General features: G+C 41.3%; 22 protein-coding genes. 11 read left to right on the top strand and 11 right to left on the bottom strand.

Annotated elements, in window-relative coordinates; genetic code table 11:
- Position 1 precedes the first annotated feature (1 nt).
- Positions 2 to 484 (top strand): Cys-tRNA(Pro) deacylase, encoded by a 483-nt coding sequence (gene ybaK / locus WKU26_RS02835; RefSeq protein WP_340320827.1) that lies wholly within the window; start codon positions 2 to 4, stop codon positions 482 to 484.
- A gap of 13 nt (positions 485 to 497) precedes the next feature.
- Here the strand turns inward: ybaK and WKU26_RS02840 are convergent, their stop codons facing one another.
- Entirely contained in the window at positions 498 to 629 is a 132-nt protein-coding gene (locus tag WKU26_RS02840; RefSeq protein WP_340320828.1) for a hypothetical protein, read from the bottom strand.
- Between the two features lie 344 nt (positions 630 to 973).
- On the opposite strand from WKU26_RS02840, the gene WKU26_RS02845 reads away from it, so the two are divergent.
- Together WKU26_RS02845 and WKU26_RS02850 are read left to right on the top strand one after the other, a co-directional pair.
- Entirely contained in the window at positions 974 to 1,291 is a 318-nt protein-coding gene (locus WKU26_RS02845) for a hypothetical protein (protein ID WP_340320829.1), read from the top strand.
- Between the two features lie 62 nt (positions 1,292 to 1,353).
- Positions 1,354 to 1,542 (top strand): hypothetical protein, encoded by a 189-nt coding sequence (locus tag WKU26_RS02850; protein WP_340320830.1) that lies wholly within the window; start codon positions 1,354 to 1,356, stop codon positions 1,540 to 1,542.
- A 20-nt stretch (positions 1,543 to 1,562) separates the two neighbouring features.
- On the opposite strand, the gene yihA is transcribed toward WKU26_RS02850, so the two are convergent.
- The 8 genes from yihA to WKU26_RS02890 all read right to left on the bottom strand — a co-directional run bounded on the left by yihA (position 1,563) and on the right by WKU26_RS02890 (position 9,420).
- Positions 1,563 to 2,177 carry a ribosome biogenesis GTP-binding protein YihA/YsxC gene (gene yihA / locus WKU26_RS02855; protein WP_340320831.1) on the bottom strand — a complete coding sequence of 205 codons (615 nt, stop codon included), beginning with the start codon at positions 2,175 to 2,177 and terminating at the stop codon, positions 1,563 to 1,565.
- A gap of 78 nt (positions 2,178 to 2,255) precedes the next feature.
- Positions 2,256 to 2,492, bottom strand: a complete 237-nt coding sequence (locus WKU26_RS02860; RefSeq protein WP_178265838.1) for a YecH family metal-binding protein — start codon at positions 2,490 to 2,492, stop codon at positions 2,256 to 2,258.
- A gap of 376 nt (positions 2,493 to 2,868) precedes the next feature.
- Positions 2,869 to 3,597, bottom strand: coding sequence for a LytR/AlgR family response regulator transcription factor (locus WKU26_RS02865; protein WP_340320832.1), 729 nt, complete (start codon positions 3,595 to 3,597; stop codon positions 2,869 to 2,871).
- 12 nt (positions 3,598 to 3,609) lie between these two features.
- On the bottom strand, positions 3,610 to 4,662 hold the full coding sequence (locus WKU26_RS02870) for a sensor histidine kinase (RefSeq protein ID WP_178265836.1): 1,053 nt from the start codon (positions 4,660 to 4,662) through the stop codon (positions 3,610 to 3,612).
- Between the two features lie 177 nt (positions 4,663 to 4,839).
- On the bottom strand, positions 4,840 to 6,060 hold the full coding sequence (locus WKU26_RS02875; protein WP_340320833.1) for an ABC transporter permease: 1,221 nt from the start codon (positions 6,058 to 6,060) through the stop codon (positions 4,840 to 4,842).
- Between the two features lie 29 nt (positions 6,061 to 6,089).
- The gene (locus WKU26_RS02880; protein WP_340320834.1) at positions 6,090 to 6,842 is read right to left on the bottom strand and encodes an ABC transporter ATP-binding protein; all 753 of its coding nucleotides are present in this window, start codon (positions 6,840 to 6,842) and stop codon (positions 6,090 to 6,092) included.
- Positions 6,843 to 6,849: 7 nt separating this feature from the next.
- Positions 6,850 to 8,064, bottom strand: a complete 1,215-nt coding sequence (locus WKU26_RS02885) for an efflux RND transporter periplasmic adaptor subunit (RefSeq protein WP_340320835.1) — start codon at positions 8,062 to 8,064, stop codon at positions 6,850 to 6,852.
- Between the two features lie 12 nt (positions 8,065 to 8,076).
- Positions 8,077 to 9,420 carry a TolC family protein gene (locus WKU26_RS02890; RefSeq protein WP_178265832.1) on the bottom strand — a complete coding sequence of 448 codons (1,344 nt, stop codon included), beginning with the start codon at positions 9,418 to 9,420 and terminating at the stop codon, positions 8,077 to 8,079.
- 230 nt (positions 9,421 to 9,650) lie between these two features.
- Between WKU26_RS02890 and WKU26_RS02895 the strand changes: the two genes are divergently transcribed.
- From WKU26_RS02895 to cydB, 3 genes are read left to right on the top strand one after another with little or no spacing between them, the layout of a single operon-like run.
- Positions 9,651 to 9,872, top strand: a complete 222-nt coding sequence (locus tag WKU26_RS02895) for a DUF4492 domain-containing protein (protein WP_178265831.1) — start codon at positions 9,651 to 9,653, stop codon at positions 9,870 to 9,872.
- 17 nt (positions 9,873 to 9,889) lie between these two features.
- Positions 9,890 to 11,386 (top strand): cytochrome ubiquinol oxidase subunit I, encoded by a 1,497-nt coding sequence (locus WKU26_RS02900; RefSeq protein ID WP_340320836.1) that lies wholly within the window; start codon positions 9,890 to 9,892, stop codon positions 11,384 to 11,386.
- 36 nt (positions 11,387 to 11,422) lie between these two features.
- Positions 11,423 to 12,574: a cytochrome d ubiquinol oxidase subunit II gene (gene cydB, locus WKU26_RS02905; protein WP_340320837.1), complete on the top strand. Its 1,152-nt coding sequence runs from the start codon at positions 11,423 to 11,425 to the stop codon at positions 12,572 to 12,574.
- A 72-nt stretch (positions 12,575 to 12,646) separates the two neighbouring features.
- Here the strand turns inward: cydB and WKU26_RS02910 are convergent, their stop codons facing one another.
- Together WKU26_RS02910 and rho are read right to left on the bottom strand one after the other, a co-directional pair.
- Positions 12,647 to 14,812 carry an ATP-binding protein gene (locus WKU26_RS02910; protein WP_340320838.1) on the bottom strand — a complete coding sequence of 722 codons (2,166 nt, stop codon included), beginning with the start codon at positions 14,810 to 14,812 and terminating at the stop codon, positions 12,647 to 12,649.
- 214 nt (positions 14,813 to 15,026) lie between these two features.
- The gene (gene rho, locus WKU26_RS02915) at positions 15,027 to 16,979 is read right to left on the bottom strand and encodes a transcription termination factor Rho (protein ID WP_340320839.1); all 1,953 of its coding nucleotides are present in this window, start codon (positions 16,977 to 16,979) and stop codon (positions 15,027 to 15,029) included.
- Between the two features lie 320 nt (positions 16,980 to 17,299).
- Between rho and WKU26_RS02920 the strand changes: the two genes are divergently transcribed.
- The 5 genes from WKU26_RS02920 to WKU26_RS02940 all read left to right on the top strand — a co-directional run bounded on the left by WKU26_RS02920 (position 17,300) and on the right by WKU26_RS02940 (position 22,374).
- On the top strand, positions 17,300 to 17,677 hold the full coding sequence (locus WKU26_RS02920) for a RidA family protein (RefSeq protein ID WP_178265826.1): 378 nt from the start codon (positions 17,300 to 17,302) through the stop codon (positions 17,675 to 17,677).
- Between the two features lie 804 nt (positions 17,678 to 18,481).
- Positions 18,482 to 19,204 carry an MBL fold metallo-hydrolase gene (locus tag WKU26_RS02925; RefSeq protein WP_340320840.1) on the top strand — a complete coding sequence of 241 codons (723 nt, stop codon included), beginning with the start codon at positions 18,482 to 18,484 and terminating at the stop codon, positions 19,202 to 19,204.
- 21 nt (positions 19,205 to 19,225) lie between these two features.
- Positions 19,226 to 19,603, top strand: coding sequence for a VOC family protein (locus WKU26_RS02930; RefSeq protein ID WP_340320841.1), 378 nt, complete (start codon positions 19,226 to 19,228; stop codon positions 19,601 to 19,603).
- A gap of 69 nt (positions 19,604 to 19,672) precedes the next feature.
- The gene (locus WKU26_RS02935) at positions 19,673 to 20,491 is read left to right on the top strand and encodes a DUF3805 domain-containing protein (RefSeq protein ID WP_340320878.1); all 819 of its coding nucleotides are present in this window, start codon (positions 19,673 to 19,675) and stop codon (positions 20,489 to 20,491) included.
- Between the two features lie 17 nt (positions 20,492 to 20,508).
- A complete protein-coding gene (locus WKU26_RS02940) occupies positions 20,509 to 22,374 on the top strand; it encodes an ABC-F family ATP-binding cassette domain-containing protein (RefSeq protein ID WP_340320842.1) in 1,866 nt (621 codons plus the stop codon).
- The last annotated feature ends 33 nt before the right edge of the window (positions 22,375 to 22,407 follow it).

Consider the following 22,407-nt stretch of genomic DNA (forward strand, 5'->3'; position numbering starts at 1 on the left):
TATGGCAAAAGAAAAAATAGCAAAGACAAATGCAGCCCGTTTGTTGGATAAAGATAAAATTGCTTACGAGCTGGTGCCCTATGAAGTAGACGAGAATGATTTGAGCTGTATTCACGTGGCAGCTACTTTGGGCGAGAATATAGAGCAGGTATTCAAGACACTGGTCTTGCATGGCGATAAATCGGGATATTTTGTATGTGTGATTCCCGGAGAGCATGAAATCGATTTGAAGATGGCCGCCAAAGTATCGGGCAACAAGAAGTGCGATTTGATTCCTATGAAAGAACTGCTTCCGATTACGGGTTATATTCGTGGCGGATGTTCTCCTATCGGGATGAAGAAGCATTTTCCTACTTACATCCATGCAACCTGTCAGGACTTTCCCTTTATCTATGTCAGTGCAGGTGTACGCGGATTACAGGTAAAGATTACACCGGCCGACTTGATTAAAGTGAGCAAAGCCGAAGTTTGTATGTTGTTCTAAAATCATTCCGGTGTCATACAGGCAGTGTGGTATAATCCTCGTCGTCGGCTTTACAGCCAGCGTTGTCGGCTATAAAAACAGCGTCGTCGGCTTTATATTCGACGTCGTCGGATAAAGATTGTTTCTGTATCCGGATACTATCCATAAAGAAATCCTCTTCTCACGTATTATCTTTAATCGTGAGAAGAGGATTTTTCTATATGTGCTTGCTCTTGGAAAAAGTCTTTAATATGTGATGTAGATAATTCTCTTTTCCCAGCACTTTGTTTTGTATGATAGGGCATAGGAAAAATATGGAATGAAGGAAGGTTATTTTTTGAAAAAAGTTGCAATTTATAAAAAAATATTGTATTTTAGTAAAGTGACTCTTAGGACTATATGCTACGGAAGAGAGTGGCACTTGGATAGGCAAAAGAAAACACCGTCATATTACGGAGGAACTGCACAATGTGATATTATAGCAGAATGAAAACTAAAAAACTTTATAATATGAAAAAGAACTTGCTTTTGACTTGTTGTTTAGGATTTTGTGCTTTGTCGATGATGGGTAACGCATGGAGTTTCTCTCAGGCGCATGAAACTGACGAATGGAAATCCTGTTGGATGTCCAAGGAAGAGTATCGTGAGTTGGTTGATTCTATAGCCGATAATTATGCTGTTGGAAAGATTAATAGCCTGATACAGCGGGACAGTGTTTGGGTTACTTCCGAGAAAATAGATTCGATTCATTCGTTTTGTGGCAAGATAAAGGCTATGCTTGACCATGTGGAACAGGAACGCAGGGAAGGTAAACGTCCGGGTGCCTAGATTTTGAAAACAAGTTCCGAAGGTGTGAATATGTCAAAGAAATATAGGAAGATTGTCTGATTGTGGCTTCGGTCTGTCTGACCGGAGCAGGGCTGAAATATTTGTTTGATATTGATACGCCTGGTCTGGTGGAACAGATAGCAGGATTGTTGACTAATACCCCGGGATTGGCAGCTGCCGATTCAATAACTGACAGCAGTATCCTGGGAGTAGTTTATGCTATAGTAGGGGTATTTACTGAATACCCCTAAGTGTCTGTTGCCAGATGCGGTTACATTGATTCGATGTTGTGTATAGACTGATTGATGCTGTCGATATAATCTAATATCTCCTTGCGTCCGGTTTTGTTTTCCGACGAAGATACGAAATGAGGAGGCAATTCTTCCCATTGTTCTTTTAGCTTATTGAGATAGCGGTTGACGTTGGAACGCGTTTTTGCTATACTCTGCTTGTCGGCTTTTGTAAAGATAATAGCAAACGGAACTCCGTTTTCTCCTAGCCATTCCATAAACTCAAGGTCTATTTTCTGTGGTTCCAGACGGCTGTCCAGCAATACAAACAGACAAGTCATCTGTTCACGCTCCAGCACATAATATTCTATCAGTTTCTGAATCTTCTCCATCATTTTTTTACCACGCTGGGCATATCCATATCCCGGCAGGTCTACCAGATACCATTCTTTGTTGATTAAGAAATGATTAATCAGCAAAGTTTTTCCTGGGGTAGACGAGGTCATTGCCAGTTTAGGACGCTTTGTCAGCATATTGATGAGGCTTGACTTTCCTACATTCGAACGTCCTATGAATGCGTACTCCGGTAAGTTCCCCTGTGGACACATGTCAGCCCGTGAACTGCTAATTTTAAATTCGGCACTGGTTATTTCCATGATGAGTTCTGTTTTTATAATACTGCGCCAAAGTTACGAAATAAAACTGATTTTATTGGAATGTATGGAAGACACAAGTTATTTGTGGTCGCATTTCTTGGTAATATCGACCGTAAATCCGGTTTCTGTAGGCATGAATTTACCTTTCTGCTTCAGAAAGACAATCAGTTCTTCAGCGTTCATGTCGCTGGCAGAACAAGTATAAAAACGCTGTTCCGCTCCAAACTTACGGATAATAGCTTCTTTTAAGCTGGCTTCAGAGTAGCTGTTTCCTTCCATCATGTGAAGGACCTCGTGTGCATGTAATTGTTCCATCATTTATCAATTAAAAGTTTGTAGGTATAACAATATAAAATGGAGTTGGTTCATAAAGATTAGTATGGGAATATTTGCGACGGTTGTATGTAAGCACTCTTTTAAGTACTGAAGTTGTTGTCTTGAATAAAAATGATATATTTATGAAAATAGTGTTAATAAAAAAAGATACTCCCGTTAATCGCTATTAACAGGAGTATCACAACACAAAAACTAAACTAGACTTAACTAAACTATTTTAAAAGAGGAAGTTTCACAACTTCCATTTTTCATAAATATACTTTACAAATATAGATGATATATTTTAATGTACAAAAAAAACAGTAAAAAAAGTTTCAATTTTATTTCCAAACGGTGTTCTTTAGTTATTAAATATTTAAATAGTATGTTCGTTAACATAATTTTGAAGCTCCTGCTTATAACTGTCTGAGATAGGAATATATTCTTTTCCGAAGATAATGCGTCCTTTATCAATTAATCTGATTTTCTGTTTTTGTACGATAAAAGAACGGTGTACACGGATAAACCGGCTGGACGGAAGTTTTTCTTCTATGGCCCGCATACTGATTAAAGACAATATAGGGCGTGCTTCTCCTTCCAGATAGATTTTGATATAGTCTTTCAAGCCTTCTATATAGAGTATCTTGCTCAGTTCTATCTGGACCAGTTTATAATCACTCTTTACATAAATGAAGTTGATTTCCTCTTTTGAGGCGGGTGTCGGGGTGTTGTTGTGCTGTGCCATTTCAAACCATTGTACAGCTTTATTGACAGCCTGCATAAAGTCTGTGTAACTGATGGGTTTCAGTAAATAGTCTAATGCATTTACTCTGTATCCGTCGAGTGCATATTGTTCGAAAGCCGTAGTGAATACGATGCGGGTAGTCGGGGGAACCATGTGAGAAAAATCCAGTCCGTTCAGTTCCGGCATCTGTATATCGAGGAAGAGTAAATCTACAGGTTTTTCGGGAAGATATTTCATGGCTTGTATGGCACTGGAATAACTTCCTTCTAAAGTCAGAAATGAGGTTTTCTTTACATAGCTTTCCAAAAGTCCTAAAGCCAGAGGTTCGTCATCTACTATTGCACATCGTAATGTAGTCATAAAAAGGAGAAATTAGTGTGTTAGTTTTATAGTGATTACCGATAAATATTCTTTTTTGTCATCCGATAATTTCTGAATCCATTCATAAGCATTCGGATAAATTAGTTCCAGCCGTTTTCTGACTTGTTCAAGTCCTATTCCAGACCCGCTTTTATCAGTTTCTGCCTTGGGATGGTTGCTGTTTCGTATCATGCAGCAAATGTGGTCATTGTCTTCCGATAGCGTGATGTGAATAAAGCTGGGCTCGGTAGGAGAAATGCCGTGTTTGAATGCATTTTCTATGAGTGAAATAAAAATTAAGGGCGCAATAGGGGTAGAGCTGTTGGGCTTTATCTGAAACTCCGTTTGTATATTGACAAGCGTTGATACCCGGATACGCATCAGTTCGATATAATTGCGTATAAAGTCTACTTCCTTATGTAGAGGTACATACATCTGCTGATTGTCGTAGAGTACATAGCGTAACAATTTACTTAATTCCTGTACAGCCTGCTGTGCTTTTTCTGTATCAAAGGAGATAAGTGCATAGATATTGTTTAATGTGTTGAGTAGAAAATGAGGATTGAGCTGGTTACGCAGATTTTTCAGTTCTGCTTCGGTACGGCTTTTTATTGCTTCTTGCCGTGCTGCCTCGGATTCACTCCAGCGCATACTCATACGGATGGCCACACTTAATCCGGCTGCAAAGATAAGACTGGCCATATCACGCATATAAAATGTATATTGTGGAGGAGCCGGACGCCTCATATCCATGGGGGGAGGAAAATGCAGATTGTTCCAGTATCGTAAGATAAAGGTGAGCGCTACAATGATGATAAAGTTGATTATAAGAAATTCTTTTGTGCGTTCCCGAAAAAGGATTTGAGGAATCAGAACCAGATAGTTGATATAAAAAATCAGAAATAGGGAAGTCGGTACCATCGAGTGGATCATAAAGACATGCCAGTCTATAAAACCGTTATTCCGTTGTACTAAAAAAAGTGGGAAAACGTAGAACATGCCCCAGCAGATGATGTGGATAAGCAATTCCAGAGGACGGTGTTTTCTTTCGTTTATAGGTTTCATGTGTGAGTAATAAGCTTTAGGAACAAAGATACGTGTTTTTTGGAGAAAGTCCGGCTGCTTGGAACGGAATAGTGTGAAACTTGGAAAAGAGTGTTCCGTACAGCCGGACAGGAAACCAAAGTTATGAAGAACAAAGTTGTTATAACAGACTTTCCCAAGCCCGTTTCGTTAAATATCTTATTCGTAGCGCAAAGCCTCTATCGGGTCAAGATCGGCTGCTTTTTTGGCAGGATACCAGCCGAAGAAAACACCTGTGAAAGTGCAGACTGCGAAAGAAAGCAGCACACTCCAAGGCTGGATAAAGACGGGCCAATGAGCTACGTTTTTTACGATTGCGCTGGCTCCGCATCCAAGAAGTACTCCTATGATACCTCCCGTGATACTGATGAGGATGGATTCTATAAGGAATTGCGACAAGATGTCTATACCTCTTGCTCCTACAGACATACGGAGACCTATTTCTCTTGTACGTTCGGTGACCGATACATACATGATATTCATAATACCGATACCACCTACTATTAATGATATACCGGCAATGCATGCCAGTAGTGTAGTCATCAAGTCGGTTGTTGTATTCAGCATTGAACTGAGTTCTTGCTGGGTACGGATGGTGAAATCATCACTGTCGGTAGCTTTCAGCTTATGTTCTCTGCGGAGGATGCTTGTTATTTCGTCTACGGCTTCATCGGTCATCTCCTCAGTCAGAGCCGATGCAAAGATTCCGCTCAGGTAAGTCTGTGCCAGAAGTCTTTTCATCACAGTGGTATAAGGAGCAAGTACTACATCATCCTGGTCCATACCCATGGAGTTGTATCCTTTCGATTCCAATACACCGATTACCCGGAGAGGAATCTTGTTGCAGCGGATTATCTTACCGATAGGGTCGGTACCGTCTGGAAACAGATTGTCGACAATGGTTTTACCGATAACGCAGACTTTGGCTGCGGTACGGATGTCGTTTTCTGTAAACATCTCTCCTTGTTCTATTTTAAGCTGGCGTATTTGCAAATAACCGATACTTACACCACTGACAGAAGAAGGATAGTTATTGGCTCCTGCTATAAGCTGTCCCGATGAAGAAACATTCGGACTGATGGCAGAAAGATACATGGACTCGTTGACCAGTGTTTCATAATTTTCCAACTTTAAAGTTTGCATGGAAGAGGGGTCTTGGCGAACACCTCCACGCATTTCCGCTCCCGGATGAATCATAATCATATTCGATCCCATTTCTGAGATTTGCTGCTGTATGCTTCGTTTGGACCCTTGGCCTATGGCAAGCATGGTAATGACCGAAGCCACTCCGATGATGATTCCCAGCATGGTAAGGAAAGCCCTGAGTTTGTTGTTGGCCAAGGCTCGGAATGCTATTTTTAAAAGGTTTGTACCGTTCATTTTTTATTTCTTTTATCAGGTTCTATCACTTAGTCTTCGTCATTGGTTGGCAGTGCAGCCAATGCTTCAGCAGCCGATAGAATATGTTTGTTTTCTATATCTTCGATGACGTGGCCGTCGCGCAACCGGATGTTTCGGCTACTGTATTGTGACAATTCCGGATTATGGGTAACGAAGATGATTGTACGTCCTTCGGCATGTAGTTTCTGAAACAGAACCAATATTTCGAATGAAGTACGTGTGTCGAGGTTTCCTGTAGCTTCATCAGCCAGAATCACTGCGGGATTGTTGACCAGTGCCCGGGCTATGGCTACACGCTGCATTTGTCCACCCGACATCTGGTTGGACTTGTGTTCCAACCGGTCGCCCAATCCTACCGCTATCAATGATTCGATAGCTCTTCGCCGGCGTTCTGCTGTACTTACAGAAGAGTTGTACATTAGAGGCAATTCTACATTTTCTACAGCCGTTGTTTTAGGTAACAGGTTGTAGTTTTGGAATACAAATCCAATCTTCCGGTTACGGAGTATTGCTCTTTGAGATTTGCCCATGGTACGTACAGAAACTCCATCGAGCAAGTACTCGCCACTGGTGGGTGTATCCAGACATCCTAATGTGTTCAGCAGAGTCGACTTTCCGGAGCCGGAGGTTCCCATAATCGTTACAAACTCCCCTTCATGTATGGTAAATGAAACTCCTCGCAAGGCATGGACAGTTTCATCTCCTACCTGAAAGTTTCGTTTGATATTCTGTAGTTCGATAATGACTTTTCTATTATCCATAATCAGATTATTTTTTCTTTTTGTCCTTATCCGGTGGTCCAGGCATAAATGGACTTCTTTCTCCTTGTGGACTGCTTTCTCCCAGGGTCGGTTCACTGCCTTTTACAATTGTTTCTGTAATGACAGGAGTTCCTTCCGAAATACCGCCAAGGATTTCTGTATTGCTTCCGTCAGAGAGTCCGGTTTTCACAGGATGTGCAATGAATGTATTGTTTTCCAATGTCCATACTTTATGTTCTCCTTCGCAGTTCTGGATGGCACGTCCGCCTGCCAGTTCTTTACTGGGGACAAAGCGTAATGCTTTGTTGGGAACGGAAAGTACATTGTTGCGTTCGTCTGTGTAGATGGTGACATTGGCTGTCAGACGTGGCTTAAGTTTCAAATCAGGATTGTCGGCAGTAATAACAACTTCATAAGTGACTACGGTTTCACTTGTGCTGCTTGTGCTGCTCGTACTGCTGCTGTTTGTACTTCCTAATCGGATCTGAGTTACCTTTCCTTCAAATACGTCATCAGGATAAGCATCTACTGTGAAGGTAACTCGTGCACTGTCTTTTACTCCTGCAATATCGGCCTCGTCTACATCGGCTACAACTTGCATTTTAGTTAAGTCTGCTGCGATGTTAAATAGTGTCGGAGTCTCGAAGCCTGAAGCTACGGTCTGTCCTTCTTCTACATCTTTACTGGTTACAATTCCATTGATAGGGGAGGTAATGGTAGCGTACGAAAGGTTTCGTTCTGCCTTAGCCAAAGCAGCCTTTGTCTGTTCGTATGTACTGCGTGCCCGTTGATAGTTATATACAGATTGTTCGTAGTCTGTATCACTTATCAATTGTTTTTGATGTAATTTTTCGTTTCGTTCGTATAGCTTCTTCTGATAATCGTATTCGGCTTTTGCTCCATCGTAAGTGGCCTGAGCTGATTGTAAGTCACTTAATAAAGTGACCTTATCCATTTCGGCGATTACTTCTCCTTCCTTTACTACCGAGTTATAGTCGACATAGATTTTGTCTATGATACCCGATACCTGAGTTCCCACTTCGACCTCTGTTACAGGTTCTATGGTTCCTGTTGCCGTAATTGAATTACTGATGTTTTGTCTTTGTACCTGTTGGGTAGCAAACTCAATTTTAGTCTGTGCTTTTGAACCACTGAAAAGCCAGAAACCTCCAATCACAACGACTCCGGCAACTGTAGTAATAATAATTTTTTTATTTTTCATATGACCGTTTTCTTATAATTCAATTTTTTGTCCCGCATAAAAGTTCAGCAATGTACGATTTAGTATGGCCATGTATTTGGCTTGTACCTGTTGTTGCTGTGCACTAAGCAAATTATTCTTTTCTGTAAGCAATTCTACCGTATTTTTCATTCCCAGGGTAAACTGTTCGTTGACCATGTCGAAACTTGTCGTACAACTCTTCAGCTTGTCATTTGCTGCAAGGTATTGCTGTTGCGCGTTGAGTGCATCCAGCCAAAGACTCTGGATTGTGCTGTACAATTCTTTTTGTTTGTTTGTCAACTCCAGCTGACTGTTGCTATATTGTATACGTGCCTTTTGTAAATTACTTTTATTTTGTCGGTTGTCGAAAATGGGAATACTCAAATTGATTCCTATCATGTTGTTCCATCCGTACTTCATTTGTTGTGCCCAGTTATTGGTACTGGCACTATTGGTTGTACTGGAGGTCGAAGCCGACAAACTGATGGTAGGCATGTATCCGGATTTAGCACTGGCAATATTCAGTTTGGCATTTTCAATGCTGTATTTGCTGCTTTGGATTTCCGGACGTGTGCTTAAGGCTGTCTGATATACGTCTTCTTGAGCCGGAAGGAGGCGGACGACTTGTTCTTCATTTACTTTGGGTAAAGCCAAATTCATCTCCTCTGTTCCTTCCAGTTCCAACAACTGTTTCAATTGTAGCTTGTAGTTACGTAAGGAACTTTCGGCATAAACAACTTGATATTTGTCGTTGCTTATTTGAGCCTCCAGTTGGGCTAAATCAGCTTTTGAAATACTACCTTCCGTAAAAAGCTCTTTTCCGCGGGCATAAGTAGCTTCGCTTACTTCCAATGTGTTTTTGTTAATGGCTACGGATTCATCGGCATAAAGAATCTGAATAAACAGTTTGGCAATCTCTTCTTGCAGCATATTCTCTGTTTCGGCGATGCTCAGTTCTGCTATTTTCAAATTGGTCTTTTGTTGTTTGATGTTATTCAATCGCTTACCGCCATTCCACAAAGTCCATTGTGCGTTTAAGCTATAATTACCGTTATATGTATTTTTGTTGTCACTACTGATGATTTCTGTTCCACTTACCGTGTTGCTGTTTTCTTGATACGGCCGGTTGATCAGATTATGACCAGTGGTAAATGAAAGGCTGGGAAAGAGTTCAGCTTTTGCTTTCTTTACATCAATCTCAGTTTCCTGCATCGTCAGTATATTCTGCTGCAATTGGATATTTTTTTCAAGTGCATATTCCAAGCAGTCGTTTAGTGTCCATGTCTTTTGCTCTTGAGCAAAAAGGGGCGTAGCGGCAGAGAAGAGCCAGACTAAAAAGAAAGTTTTTTGTTTCATTACTTTATTTATTTACTATGTTGTTTATACATGTTTTGTATAAATCTTTTTTGTCCTATCATCTGTATATTGCTATCATGGAGAGGACTGTCGTTTATTTTTACTGATACAAAGGTAGAAACTGCAATTTTTACATAAAAATAAAGTAGCTTCTCTGGCAATTTACGAGGATGAATCTTTGTTTTTTATCGATAAAAGACTTTACTTTGTAATAATTGTAAAAATAGAATATGATTAAAAAGAATATAATTAATATCTGGAAGTTTTATAGAGATGGTTTTTCCCAGATGACATTGGGCAAGACATTGTGGATGATTATCCTCATAAAGCTTTTTATAATGTTCTTTGTCCTTAAATTGTTTTTCTTTCCCTCTTTTCTGGGAGGAAAGACCGAAAAAGAAAAGCAAAACTATGTAGGAACTGAATTGATAGAACGTGCAATAGATTATTAACCTTAATAAATAAATTTATGTTAGAAAGTATTGATACCTCGATGATTGACTGGTCGAGAGCCCAGTTTGCTTTGACAGCAATGTATCATTGGTTGTTTGTGCCACTTACACTGGGATTAGCAGTGATAATGGGTATTATGGAAACACTGTATTTTATTACCGATAATGAATTTTGGAAGCGGACTGCAAAATTCTGGATGAAGCTGTTTGGTATTAATTTTGCTATTGGTGTAGCTACAGGACTCATTCTGGAGTTTCAGTTTGGTACCAACTGGAGTAATTATTCCTGGTTTGTAGGAGATATATTTGGAGCACCTTTGGCCATTGAAGGTATTGTAGCCTTTTTTATGGAGGCTACTTTTATTGCCGTCATGTTCTTCGGATGGAATAAAGTAAGTAAACGTTTTCATTTGGCTTCTACTTGGCTGACAGGTATAGGAGCGACTTTTTCTGCCTGGTGGATTTTGGTAGCCAATTCGTGGATGCAGTATCCGGTAGGGATGGAGTTCAATCCTGAAACCGTACGTAATGAAATGGTGGATTTTGCAGCTGTAGCCTTTTCACCGGTAGCGGTAATGAAGTTTTTGCATACTGTATTGAGCAGCTGGATGGTAGGAGCAGCTTTTGTGATTGCTGTCAGTGCTTGGTTCTTATTGCGTAAGAGAGAGAAAGAGTTTGCTTTGGCAAGTATTAAGATAGCGGCAGGAGTAGGTCTGTTTGCATCACTTGTTACAGCCTTTACTGGCGATAAATCGGCTTATCAGGTAGCTCAGTTGCAACCGATGAAACTGGCTGCAATGGAGGGATTATATGAAGGTGGCTCACACGAACCGCTTACTGTAGTAGGAAGTCTTAAAATTCCCGGTATGTTGTCTTTACTTGCTACTCATGATATAGATGGTTTTGTTCCCGGAATGAATGATTTGTTGCAAGGAGGATATACACAACCCAATGGAGAGAAAGCGCTGTCCGTAGAGGAAAAAATTAAGCGTGGGCAAAAGGCTATTACGGCATTAGGCAATTATCGGAAGGCCAAACAGGAGGGGGATAATGCTCAAATGCAGGAAGCCCGTAAGGTCCTGGATAAAAACATGAAATATTTTGGCTATGGATATATTAAAGAACCGGATACACTGGTTCCGAATGTGTGGCTGTTATTTTGGTCTTTTAGAGTGATGGTAGGCTTTGGAGTCTATTTTATAGGCCTGTTTGCTTTGATTCTGATTGTTGCATGGAAACATAAACTGTCTCAGTTAAGGTGGCTGCACTGGATTTCTCTTTGGAGCCTTCCGTTTGCTTATTTGGCCAGTCAGGCAGGATGGATTGTAGCAGAAGTAGGCCGTCAGCCATGGGCTATTCAGGATATGCTTCCGGTAAATGCCGCTATATCAAAACTGGAAACAGGTTCGGTGCAGACTACATTCTTTATTTTCCTTGTGATGTTTACGGTTCTGCTTATTGCCGAAATAAATATCATGCTGAAAGCAATAAAAAAAGGACCTGAGGAAGCATAAATTCATCATTGTTTATTTATTATTTGATATAAGATTATGGATTCAACCTATATTTTTCTACAGCATTACTGGTGGTTTTTAGTGTCCCTGCTGGGTGCGTTGCTGGTATTTTTATTATTTGTTCAGGGAGGTAATTCTCTGCTGTTCCGTTTAGCTCATACGGAAGAAGAACGTACACTGATGATTAATTCTACCGGTCGTAAATGGGAGTTTACATTTACTACACTGGTTACTTTTGGAGGAGCTTTTTTTGCTTCTTTCCCATTGTTCTATAGTACAAGTTTCGGAGGAGCCTATTGGTTGTGGATGATTATCCTTTTTAGTTTTGTATTACAGGCAGTATCTTATGAATTCCAGTCAAAGTTAGGCAACCTCTTAGGCAAACGGACTTATCAGTATTTTTTAGTTATCAATGGTATTGTAGGACCGATATTGCTGGGAGCTGCAGTTGCTACTTTCTTCAACGGCTCTAATTTTATTATCGATAAAGGAAATATGACTGATGAGATGATGCCGGTAATAAGCCGTTGGGCGAATGGATGGCATGGTCTGGATGCTTTTACCGATCCGTGGAATATTGTGCTGGGATTTGCTGTCTTCTTCCTTGCCCGTCTGTTAGGAAATCTCTATTTTATCAATAATATTCGCTGTGAGGCATTGATTGCCCGTTGCCGTCGTCAACTCATATCCGACGCTGTTCCTTTTCTCTTCTTTTTCCTTGCTTTTGTAATACGCACTTTGCTTAAAGATGGTTTTGCTGTAAATCCAGAAACGCAGGAGATAGTGATGGAACCTTTCAAATATTTCCATAATTTGCTGGCTATGCCTTATCTGCTTGTTCTGTTTTTAGTGGGAGTTGCAGGAGTCTTGTATGGCCTGGTGAAAAGCATTTTCTGTACTTCGTATACCAAGGGAATTTGGGCTGCAGGAATAGGCACCGTATTTACAGTGCTTGCTTTATTACTGGCTGTAGGATATAACAATACGGCTTATTATCCTTCTACAGCCGATATGCAGAGCTCATTGACATTGGCAAACAGCTGCTCCAGTCAGTTTACTTTGCGTGTAATGGCCTATGTTTCTATTCTCGTTCCTTTTGTCCTGGCATATATCGTATATGCATGGCGAGCCATCGATAAGAAACCGATTACTTCCGAAGAATTGAAAGAAGACGACCATTCTTATTAAGAAATACTTAAAGCTGTTTTATGAAAGAATCCGGATTCCAAGGTCTGAAACAAACTGGAATCCGGATTCTTTTTATAAAGGAAATGTGATTGTGATTCTGCATCCTTCTCCTGTTGCAGTATCTAAGAGGAAAGTTCCTTTCAGTTCATCGATTCGTTTCTTGACCAATTGAAGTCCTACTCCTTTTCTCTTTTTCTGCGGATCGAACCCTTTACCATTGTCACTTATCTTCAATTTTATGTGCGTTTGGCCTGCTTCTATCTCAATCGTAGCTGCAGAAGCCGATGCATATTTAATGATGTTTCCGGAAAGTTCCTGTACCATTCTGTAAACTACAAGTGATATTTTTTCCGTGACTTTATTTAGCTCCTGTTCATTCGTCAGTATTAGTTCGAAATTGCAGTTTCCTCTTACGTTGAGGTTGTAGATGTGCGCTTTTAAAATCTCTGTCAGTGTAACTTGTCTGAATATGGGAGGCATCAAGTCGTGCGAAATGGTTCGTACTTCTTTTTGCAGTTTCTGTAATTGTTGTATTGCCTCTTCGCTTTTGTCCGGCTGTAGTTTCATAAGCATACTTATTCCCAACAGCTCATTGGCCACATTGTTATGCAGTTCTTTAGCCAGTCGTTCCCGTTCCGCTTCAATTCCTTTAAAATAAGAGTCAATCACATGCGAGTGCATTTCTTTTTCCGTTTTCTCCAGTTCCTGTTCTTTCTGTTGGATACGGATATGCAGATCTGCCGCTTCCTTTTCTTTCCGGATTCGTTTCATGCGCTGGTAAAGAGTAATCATACACAGTATAATAATCATCAATGCACTTCCTACTATAGCCAGTATCCATTTTTGTCTGGCCAGTCTCATTGAGGCTATTTCCAGTTCTTTTTCAGTAGTCTGGTAGCGTGCATAGAATTCGTTCATCTGTATGTTTGCCTTCTCCTGGTACAAAGAGTCCTGCATGCTGGCAGCTTTCTTCTTGTATTTCAGTGCAGTCCGATAATCTTCTGTACCTTTTTCCAGTGCCAGCGATATCATGTTGTATATGTAAGGAGAACTTTCTGTCAACTCCTTTTGCTCATCCAGTTTTACAAAGCGTTGGGCATAAAAAGCTGCTTCCCTGTAATTTTTTCTATGCATCAGCAGGGCAACTTTAGACGCATAAAACAATTCTCCCCGTACAAACTGGTGAGTTTCTGCCAGACTATCTACTTTGTTCAGGTAGTATTCACAAGAGTCGGGCATACCCAACATATCATAATCGCTTGCCAAAGTCTGGCAAAGACTGCCTTGATAATGGAACGATTCGCTGACAAGTGGAAGAGCCATTCTTAATGTATCAGCCGATTCCCTGAACATTCCGGCCGCATGCAGATAAAGTCCCAAATTGCAGAGCAGTTTGCCATAGGTCGCTTTCTCGGCTGTACCTTCCGCATCTTTCAGTGCATGTCTTGCAAATTTAATGGCAGCCGTTTTCTTTCCCCATTTATGATACATGGCGGCCAGATTCGTATATACATAAAGACGGTTGTGTTTATTCTCTACCAGTTCATAGATATCCAAAGCTTTGGTAAAATAATTCAGAGCATCGGGGTATTGTTTCTTCTTGATATAAAATACCGCCATCTGGCTATAAGCATCGAGCAGGCGTAATGTATCTTTGGCTTCGATTGAGGCTTCTATTGTTTCCTTTGTATAATGATAGGCGGAGTCTGCTATTCCATATACACTGTATGCATATGCCATATTCTGACATTCTTCTCCCCATTTTCCTCTACTCCCTTTGTGGAGACGGTTCAGGAACATTGCCTTCCGTGTGTAGTAAATCAGTGAATCAATTTGATCCTGCTCGCCGAAAGAAGTTGCAATATTATTCAGGGCCACTTCTTGCAAACCGTATTCGTGAGTATTCCGAAGTAGTTTTAAGGCTCTTCTGTTTTCGTTCTGATAGGATTGAAATTCTCCTTTCTGGTAAAATAAATCAGAACCGTATATTACAGCTTTTCCCCATTCTATAGAGTCCCTGTTCTTTTGTGCCAGCTTTTGGGCATGTTCGGTTGCAGTACGCAATAATGTAGGGTTTTTACGTGCCGTATAAAGATATTCGGCCAACTTGTTCCATGTCTCTGCCTGTTGTGTTTCTGTTGCTTTCCTATACAGTTCTTCGGCGTTTTGTGCCGGAGCTGTATGGATGCAAGACAAACCTATGCAGCATGTGCATAAGAGATATTTAGCGATGTTCATATAAGTTGTCTGTCTTCATTAGTAGTATGAAACAAAATTAGCATATTTATGCGAATTTGCAATTGAAGAATCTGCTCCTGTGATTAATTTTATAGTATATGGGAACATTATCTCATTGTAAGGGACTTATTTCCCTGAAAGCGATTAAAAAAGAAAGCTCTGAAATGATTCTGCAATTGAATCATTTCAGAGCTTTTATAGTATCGTTGAATAATTACGAATTCATGCTCATAAGGAACTCTTCGTTGTCTTTTGTCTTTTCCAGACGGTCTTTTACGAAGTCCATTGCTTCTATCGGATTCATATCCGACAAATATTTGCGGAGAATCCACATACGATCCAGTGTAGTCTTGTCCAGCAGCAGATCGTCGCGGCGTGTGCTTGATGCGATTATGTTGACAGCCGGGAAGATACGCTTGTTGCTCAAGTTGCGGTCGAGCTGGAGTTCCATATTACCTGTACCCTTGAACTCTTCAAAGATTACTTCGTCCATCTTCGAACCGGTATCAATCAAGGCAGTTGCAATGATGGTAAGCGAACCACCTCCTTCGATATTACGGGCTGCTCCGAAGAAGCGTTTCGGCTTATGCAGTGCATTGGCATCCACACCACCCGAAAGTACTTTACCCGATGCCGGAGATACCGTATTGTATGCACGTGCCAGACGAGTGATAGAATCGAGGAAAATTACCACATCGTGTCCGCATTCTACCATACGTTTTGCTTTTTCCAGTACGATACCTGCAATTTTTACGTGACGTTCTGCCGGTTCATCGAAAGTAGAAGCGATTACTTCTGCATTGACGCTGCGTGCCATGTCGGTTACTTCTTCCGGGCGTTCGTCAATCAGCAACATAATCATATAGACTTCCGGATGATTGGCTGCGATGGCATTGGCAATATCCTTCATCAGGATGGTCTTACCGGTTTTAGGCTGCGCTACGATTAAGGCACGCTGTCCTTTTCCGATAGGAGAGAACAAATCCACTACACGGGCAGATAAGTTGTCGTTATATCCTTTGCAAAGTTTGAATTTTTCTTCAGGGAACAACGGAGTCAGATGATCGAACGGGATACGGTCGCGCACCAGGTTCGGATCCAGTCCGTTAATAGTAAATACCTTTACCAGCGGGAAGTATTTTTCTCCTTCTTTAGGCGGACGGATTGTTCCTTCTACCACATCGCCGGTTTTCAGACCGAACAGTTTGATCTGTGATTGAGAAACATAAATGTCATCGGGAGAAGAAAGGTAGTTGTAGTCCGAGGAACGGAGGAATCCATATCCGTCGGGCATAATTTCCAATACTCCGGTACCTTTCAGCACGTCATCAAATTCATAAGGCTTTTCTACCGGTTTTGCAGGTGCTGGTTCTGCAGCAACAGGAGCGTTGGTTGCCTGTGCCTGTTGTGGGGCAGCAGCTTGTGGCTGTCCTTGTTGTGGACGGTTGGCCGGAAGGTTACGGTTGTTGTTATATCGTTGTTGGCGAGGTTGGAATTTACCGGCCGGTTTATTTTCTTTTTCCTGAGGAGCAGGAGCCGGAGTTTCCATTTTTGTGGCTTCAAATTTGCCAAGTAATTCAGAAGGTAATTCAAATTTTTCAGAAGGAAGATCTTCTATTGGAATAAAATCATTTCCATCAGAAAGATTCAGAGGAGGAAGTTCGTCTTCTTCCTTTATCATAACCGGAATTTCGGTTGTTTTTTTCTGTGCAGCTTCTTTCTCCAGAGTCGATTTATTTTTGCTGCCAGGTTTGCGTCCCCTTTTTGCTTTTGGTTTTTCGGTTGTGGCAGTTGCTGTATCAGGAGTTGTTTCCGGAGTAGAAGTAGTAGTTATGCTTGGAGCAGGAATATCATCTTTGAACAAGGGAGCCGGAGTAGGAAGGGGAGGAGTGTTTGCTTCCAGTTTTTGTGCTTTGTCTTTTGTCGCTGTATATACTTTATCTCCTTCTTTTTTTACGCTGATGCGTGAACGCTTGCGCGGCTGACGTTCCTCGTTGTTTTTATTGGCTGCGGCTTTTTGAGTAGCACCGACAATAGCCTGTTCGTCCAAAATGCGGTAAACTAATTCTTCCTTGCGGAGAGAACTGGTTTTCTTCAATCCCAACTCTTTGGCGATTTCTTGCAATTCAGACAAATCTTTGTCGTTTAATTGAATGATGTTATACATAATAATATATGTGTGTAATGAATTTAGGTAATACCTCAAGGCATAACGAATGGTTTTGGCAGAAACTTTGTTCTGTCTTAATTATACCGGGGAGGTAGTTACGAGTTTTTTTTAATGATTGTTATTCGTTGATTTATTTGGAAGTAAAAGATATGGTAAAAAGACATTATCAGGCCTTTCTGTATCTTCACATTTACAAAAGTAGTGTTTTTTTATCATATATGCTAATAAAAACGACTTTTTTTGTATCGGTAGATAATAATTGAGATAATTGTCGTAATTTAGCCGATGAAATCTTATTAATAAACAAATATCAGAGTATGAAAAAGGTTATTTTTACAGAGAAAGCTCCTGCTGCTATTGGTCCATATAGCCAGGCTATCGAAGCAAATGGAATGGTTTTTGTTTCAGGTCAGCTCCCAGTTGATCCGGCTACAGGAGAATTCGCTCCGGGTGGGGTTACTGAACAGACTACACAGTCTTTCGAAAACATCAAAAATATATTGGCTGCTGCCGGACTGACTACTGCAAATATTGTGAAAACTACTGTTTTCCTGGCAGATATGTCTTTGTTCGCTGAAATGAATGCTGTATATGCTAAATATTTCGATGGAGATTTTCCTGCACGTTCTGCTGTTGCTGTAAAGGCATTGCCGAAAAATGCATTGGTAGAAATTGAATGTATTGCTGTAAAATAATTTAAAGGCATACATACATCGTATTTTTGATAGAAAAGAATAAGGGCAGGAAGAGTGACTTCCTGCCTTTTTTATGCTTTGGGGATGGCGTATGCTGTGTAAAATGGCCCGTTGACAGATTGTTTATGAAACGGGCAGATGTCTGTCTGAATGCTGGATAATGGCTTGTTTGGCTGACTGCATTTTGGGAAGAAACCTTCGTTCACGAAGGAAAAAAGCTTCTTCTGATAGTGAAAATCGTCTCTATTATATGTTGTATGGCAGGATTTTGACTGTTCAAATAAGAAAATACAACGGGTATCGGAGGCAAATGATACAGGTATTGTGGGCTTACGCGACTAGTCACGCAAGCTTTTGTGGCCAGTCGCGTAAGTCCCTTTTTCATAAAGCTCTTTTCTTTTTGCAGTTTATTGCTTTTATATACATATATTAACTGATTCTTCTGGTTTTTCAATAGAAAACGAGATAAATTTTTCTTTGTTAAAACGGCATGAAAATAACGCTTTCTGTGTCAATATAAATATGTAGAGAAGAAACGGAGTAGTATATGCTGCAAATAAGTCTGTTTCCCTTTCTTTATGTATTTTCTGTATCATTAAAAAACACTCTTCTTTTTGTTCACTTCCGTATCAGACTCCAAATATGGCCGTGTAGAAGCCTCTGATTTGACATTTTGTAAAAGTACTTTCAGTAAAAATGAAAAGGTATATTCGTTTACATTTTGTCAGATAAAGAAGTTCGGGAGATATACTTTTTTCTTTGAGTTTTTTTCTTGTTTTTGTAACTTTGTATCAAATCGAATATATGGAACTGATTTATTTATATCATAGCGGATTTGCCTTGCTGGGAGAAAACTTTACTGTAGTACTCGATTATTTTGAAGATTCCGACGGTGCTACGGAAGGTATTCTTCACAGAGAACTGCTTCACCGTCCCGGACGCTTTTATGTATTGTCCAGCCATTTTCATGCCGACCATTTCAATAAGGAAGTTTTAAAGTGGCGTGAAACTCGTCCGGATATTGTATATATTTTCTCCAAAGATATTTTGCGCAGAAGACGTGCGGCAGCCGATGATGCCTTGTGGCTTAAAAAAGGCGATGAGTATCACGACGAAACGATACATGTGCAGGCGTGTGGTTCGACCGATGTAGGCATATCTTTTCTGATTGAAGCAGAAGGGAAGAAAGTGTTTCATGCAGGCGATTTGAACAACTGGCACTGGATGGACGAAAGTACCGAGGCGGAATGGAAAGGTTACGAGAAAAACTATCTGCACGAGCTGGAGTATATCCGTCGCTATACAACAGAAGTGGACGTCGCTATGTTTCCGGTCGATCCCCGTCTGGGCAGGGAATATATGCGGGGACCGCGTCAGTTTGTGGAACAGATAAAAACTTCTATCTTTGTACCGATGCACTTCGATGAAGCTTATGAGGCTGCAACGGCCTTTGCACCTGTAGCCGAAGCGAATGGAACAGCAATGATCAGGCTTTATCGGAGAGGGCAGCAAGAACATATTGACTAATTTCAAAAATAAGATAAGAATATGAAAGTAAAAGGACGATTCGACCATTTTAATATTAATGTGACAAACTTGGATAAAAGTATCCAGTTTTATCAGACTGCATTGGGGCTGCATGAGTCACACCGTAAGGAAGCATCCGACGGTTCGTTTATTCTGGTTTATCTGGCAGACGACCATTCTGATTTCCTGTTGGAACTGACCTGGTTGCGCGATCACACTGAAGCATATGAGTTGGGAGAAAACGAAAGCCACTTGTGCTTCCGTGTAGAAGGCGATTATGATGAAGTACGCAAATTCCACAAAGAAATGGGATGCGTATGCTTCGAAAACGAAAAGATGGGTCTTTATTTTATCAACGACCCGGACGATTACTGGATTGAAATCCTTCCTGTAAAATAAGGCAGTCTTTATATGCTGCATACAGATTCTCTTCAATAAAAACTGGTAAAACTTTAATCGATAAGTATGATGAAATATATTGCTCCCGGTTCTTGGTTCTCATTGGAGTACCCCGCAGATTGGCGTGAGTTTGAAGATACCGAAGATAGTTTTTTGTTCTACAATCCGGATAAGTGGACGGGAAATTTCCGTATCTCTGCTTATCGGGGAGAAAGCCGTAATTATGCCAAAGAGTGCATTGAATATGAAATGGCACAAAATGCAGGTGCAAAGCGAGTGAGTGTAGGAAGTTGGGACTGTGCTTATCTGATAGAAAGCTTTCAGGAGGAAGGAGCATGGTATACTTCACACATTTGGGTGACCGGTAAAGGAGAAATTTCAATAGAGTGCTCTTTTACAGTAGCAAAGGGAGACAGTCCGAAGCCGGCAGAGGAGATAATCCGTACACTTCATGTACGTGCAGCCGGAGAGAAACCCGGTAAGGAAGTAATTCCGGTGCGCGTGCTGGAAATCAACGAGATAAACGAAGCTTACGAATGGGCTGTAAGTACCATCAAGAAGCAGTTGTCGAAAGATTTTACTTCGGTAGAAGCCGATGTAGATAGCATCCAGAAAGTGATGGATAGCGGACGCTTCAACAAAAACCAGCGTCAGGCATGGGAAAGCCTGGGCGTAGCATTTGGAGCCATACTGATTAATGAAATGGATGGCATGGACTGGGTAACCGTTGTAGATGGTACCAGAGAATATCCGGCCTTGCGTTTTGCCGATACTCAGGTAATGGTAGACCCTTCTGCTCTGATATGGAATAAGGTGAAGAACGGACAGGAATGTAATCTTCGTGCAGAGTATGCCCGCATCAAAGAAGAGGTAGAATCGGTATTGTAATGATATAATATTGAATTATGGTTCCTTATTTACAAGTAGAAGACTTGACAAAGTCTTTCGGCGACTTGGTTTTGTTTCATCAGATTTCCTTTGGCATAGCGCAGGGACAGCGCATCGGGCTGATTGCAAAAAACGGAAGCGGAAAGACTACATTATTGAATATACTGTCGGGAAAAGAAGGATACGACGAAGGAAAAATTACCTTCCGCCGCGATTTGCGTGTAGGCTATCTGGAACAAAGCCCGAACTATCCTGAGGATTTGACAGTGCTCGAGGCTTGCTTTTATCATGGAAACAGTACGGTGGAATTGATAAAGGAGTACGAACGCTGTATGGAAACGCCGGGCAATCCGGGACTGGAAGATTTGCTGGGACGGATGGAGCACGAAAAGGCTTGGGATTATGAACGTCGTGCCAAACAGATTCTTTCGCAGTTGAAGATTCGTGATTTCGGACAGAAAATCAAGCATCTTTCCGGCGGACAGCTGAAGCGTGTGGCTTTGGCCAATGTGCTGATTACCGAACCGGATTTGCTGATTCTGGATGAGCCGACCAACCACTTGGACCTTGATATGACGGAGTGGCTGGAAGAGTATCTGAACCGTGGTACACTGAGTTTGCTGATGGTGACACACGACCGTTATTTCCTCGACCGCGTATGTTCCGAAATTATCGAGATAGACAACAAACAGGTTTACTCCTATAAAGGTAATTACAGTTATTATCTGGAAAAGCGTCAGGAGCGTATCGAGGCTACCAATGCCGAGATTGCACGGGCCAATAATCTGTATCGTACGGAACTGGAGTGGATGCGCCGTATGCCTCAGGCACGCGGGCATAAAGCCCGTTATCGTGAAGAAGCCTTTTACGAACTGGAAAAGGTGGCTAAACAGCGTACGTACGATGCCAATGTGAAGCTGGATGTAAAAGCATCATATATTGGCTCGAAAATATTCGAAGCCGATCATCTGTACAAGAGTTTTGGCGATTTAAAGATTCTGAACGATTTCTCTTACATCTTTGCACGTTATGAAAAGATGGGTATTGTGGGAAATAACGGTACCGGAAAGTCTACATTCATCAAGATTCTGATGGGGATGGAAAAACCGGATAGTGGCACCTTGGATATTGGAGAAACCGTCCGCTTCGGATATTATTCGCAGGACGGGCTTCAGTTCAACGAGCAGATGAAGGTGATTGATGTAATTACAGACATTGCAGAAGTCATCGAACTGGGAAATGGAAAACGTCTGACCGCATCGCAGTTCTTGCAGCATTTTCTGTTTACTCCCGAGACGCAGCACAGTTATGTGTATAAGTTGAGTGGGGGAGAGCGCCGTCGCTTGTATCTGTGTACAGTGCTGATGAAGAATCCGAACTTCCTGGTTCTCGACGAGCCTACCAACGACCTGGATATCGTGACACTTCAAGTGCTTGAAGAGTACTTGCAGAGTTTCAAAGGATGCGTGATTGTGGTGAGTCACGACCGCTATTTCATGGATAAGGTGGTAGATCATTTGCTGGTGTTCAAGGGACAGGGTGATATCCGCGATTTCCCCGGAAATTATTCGGATTACCGTGACTGGAAACTGGCTAAGGCTGAGCACGACAAGGAAGAGGCTAAACCGAAGGAAGAGAAAACTCAGCGTGTACGTCTGAACGACAAGCGTCGGATGACATTTAAGGAAAAGAAAGAGTTCGAACAGCTGGAAAAGGATATTGCTGCACTTGAGGCCGAAAAGACGCAGATAGAAGAAGCTTTATGCAGTGGTACGCTGAGCGTAGACGAACTGACTGAAAAATCGAAACGCTTGCCCGCGCTGAATGACGAACTGGATGAGAAAACCATGCGTTGGCTCGAACTGAGCGAGATAGAAGGGTAGGATTCTTAAACATATCCTTAAAATAAAAGAGAA

This window comes from Phocaeicola sp. HCN-40430 (assembly GCF_037890285.1).
Lineage (GTDB): Bacteria > Bacteroidota > Bacteroidia > Bacteroidales > Bacteroidaceae > Phocaeicola > Phocaeicola acetigenes.

Coding starts and splice junctions, on each gene's coding strand:
- yihA (WP_340320831.1), bottom strand. CDS start 2,177: ATGGAAATAACCAGTGCCGAATTTAAAATTAGCAGTTCACGGGCTGAC.
- WKU26_RS02865 (WP_340320832.1), bottom strand. CDS start 3,597: ATGACTACATTACGATGTGCAATAGTAGATGACGAACCTCTGGCTTTA.
- WKU26_RS02900 (WP_340320836.1), top strand. CDS start 9,890: ATGTTAGAAAGTATTGATACCTCGATGATTGACTGGTCGAGAGCCCAG.
- WKU26_RS02925 (WP_340320840.1), top strand. CDS start 18,482: ATGGAACTGATTTATTTATATCATAGCGGATTTGCCTTGCTGGGAGAA.
- cydB (WP_340320837.1), top strand. CDS start 11,423: ATGGATTCAACCTATATTTTTCTACAGCATTACTGGTGGTTTTTAGTG.
- WKU26_RS02895 (WP_178265831.1), top strand. CDS start 9,651: ATGATTAAAAAGAATATAATTAATATCTGGAAGTTTTATAGAGATGGT.
- WKU26_RS02860 (WP_178265838.1), bottom strand. CDS start 2,492: ATGGAACAATTACATGCACACGAGGTCCTTCACATGATGGAAGGAAAC.
- WKU26_RS02880 (WP_340320834.1), bottom strand. CDS start 6,842: ATGGATAATAGAAAAGTCATTATCGAACTACAGAATATCAAACGAAAC.
- WKU26_RS02885 (WP_340320835.1), bottom strand. CDS start 8,064: ATGAAAAATAAAAAAATTATTATTACTACAGTTGCCGGAGTCGTTGTG.
- WKU26_RS02920 (WP_178265826.1), top strand. CDS start 17,300: ATGAAAAAGGTTATTTTTACAGAGAAAGCTCCTGCTGCTATTGGTCCA.
- rho (WP_340320839.1), bottom strand. CDS start 16,979: ATGTATAACATCATTCAATTAAACGACAAAGATTTGTCTGAATTGCAA.
- WKU26_RS02910 (WP_340320838.1), bottom strand. CDS start 14,812: ATGAACATCGCTAAATATCTCTTATGCACATGCTGCATAGGTTTGTCT.
- WKU26_RS02935 (WP_340320878.1), top strand. CDS start 19,673: ATGAAATATATTGCTCCCGGTTCTTGGTTCTCATTGGAGTACCCCGCA.
- WKU26_RS02875 (WP_340320833.1), bottom strand. CDS start 6,060: ATGAACGGTACAAACCTTTTAAAAATAGCATTCCGAGCCTTGGCCAAC.
- ybaK (WP_340320827.1), top strand. CDS start 2: ATGGCAAAAGAAAAAATAGCAAAGACAAATGCAGCCCGTTTGTTGGAT.
- WKU26_RS02930 (WP_340320841.1), top strand. CDS start 19,226: ATGAAAGTAAAAGGACGATTCGACCATTTTAATATTAATGTGACAAAC.
- WKU26_RS02940 (WP_340320842.1), top strand. CDS start 20,509: ATGGTTCCTTATTTACAAGTAGAAGACTTGACAAAGTCTTTCGGCGAC.
- WKU26_RS02870 (WP_178265836.1), bottom strand. CDS start 4,662: ATGAAACCTATAAACGAAAGAAAACACCGTCCTCTGGAATTGCTTATC.
- WKU26_RS02845 (WP_340320829.1), top strand. CDS start 974: ATGAAAAAGAACTTGCTTTTGACTTGTTGTTTAGGATTTTGTGCTTTG.
- WKU26_RS02840 (WP_340320828.1), bottom strand. CDS start 629: ATGGATAGTATCCGGATACAGAAACAATCTTTATCCGACGACGTCGAA.
- WKU26_RS02890 (WP_178265832.1), bottom strand. CDS start 9,420: ATGAAACAAAAAACTTTCTTTTTAGTCTGGCTCTTCTCTGCCGCTACG.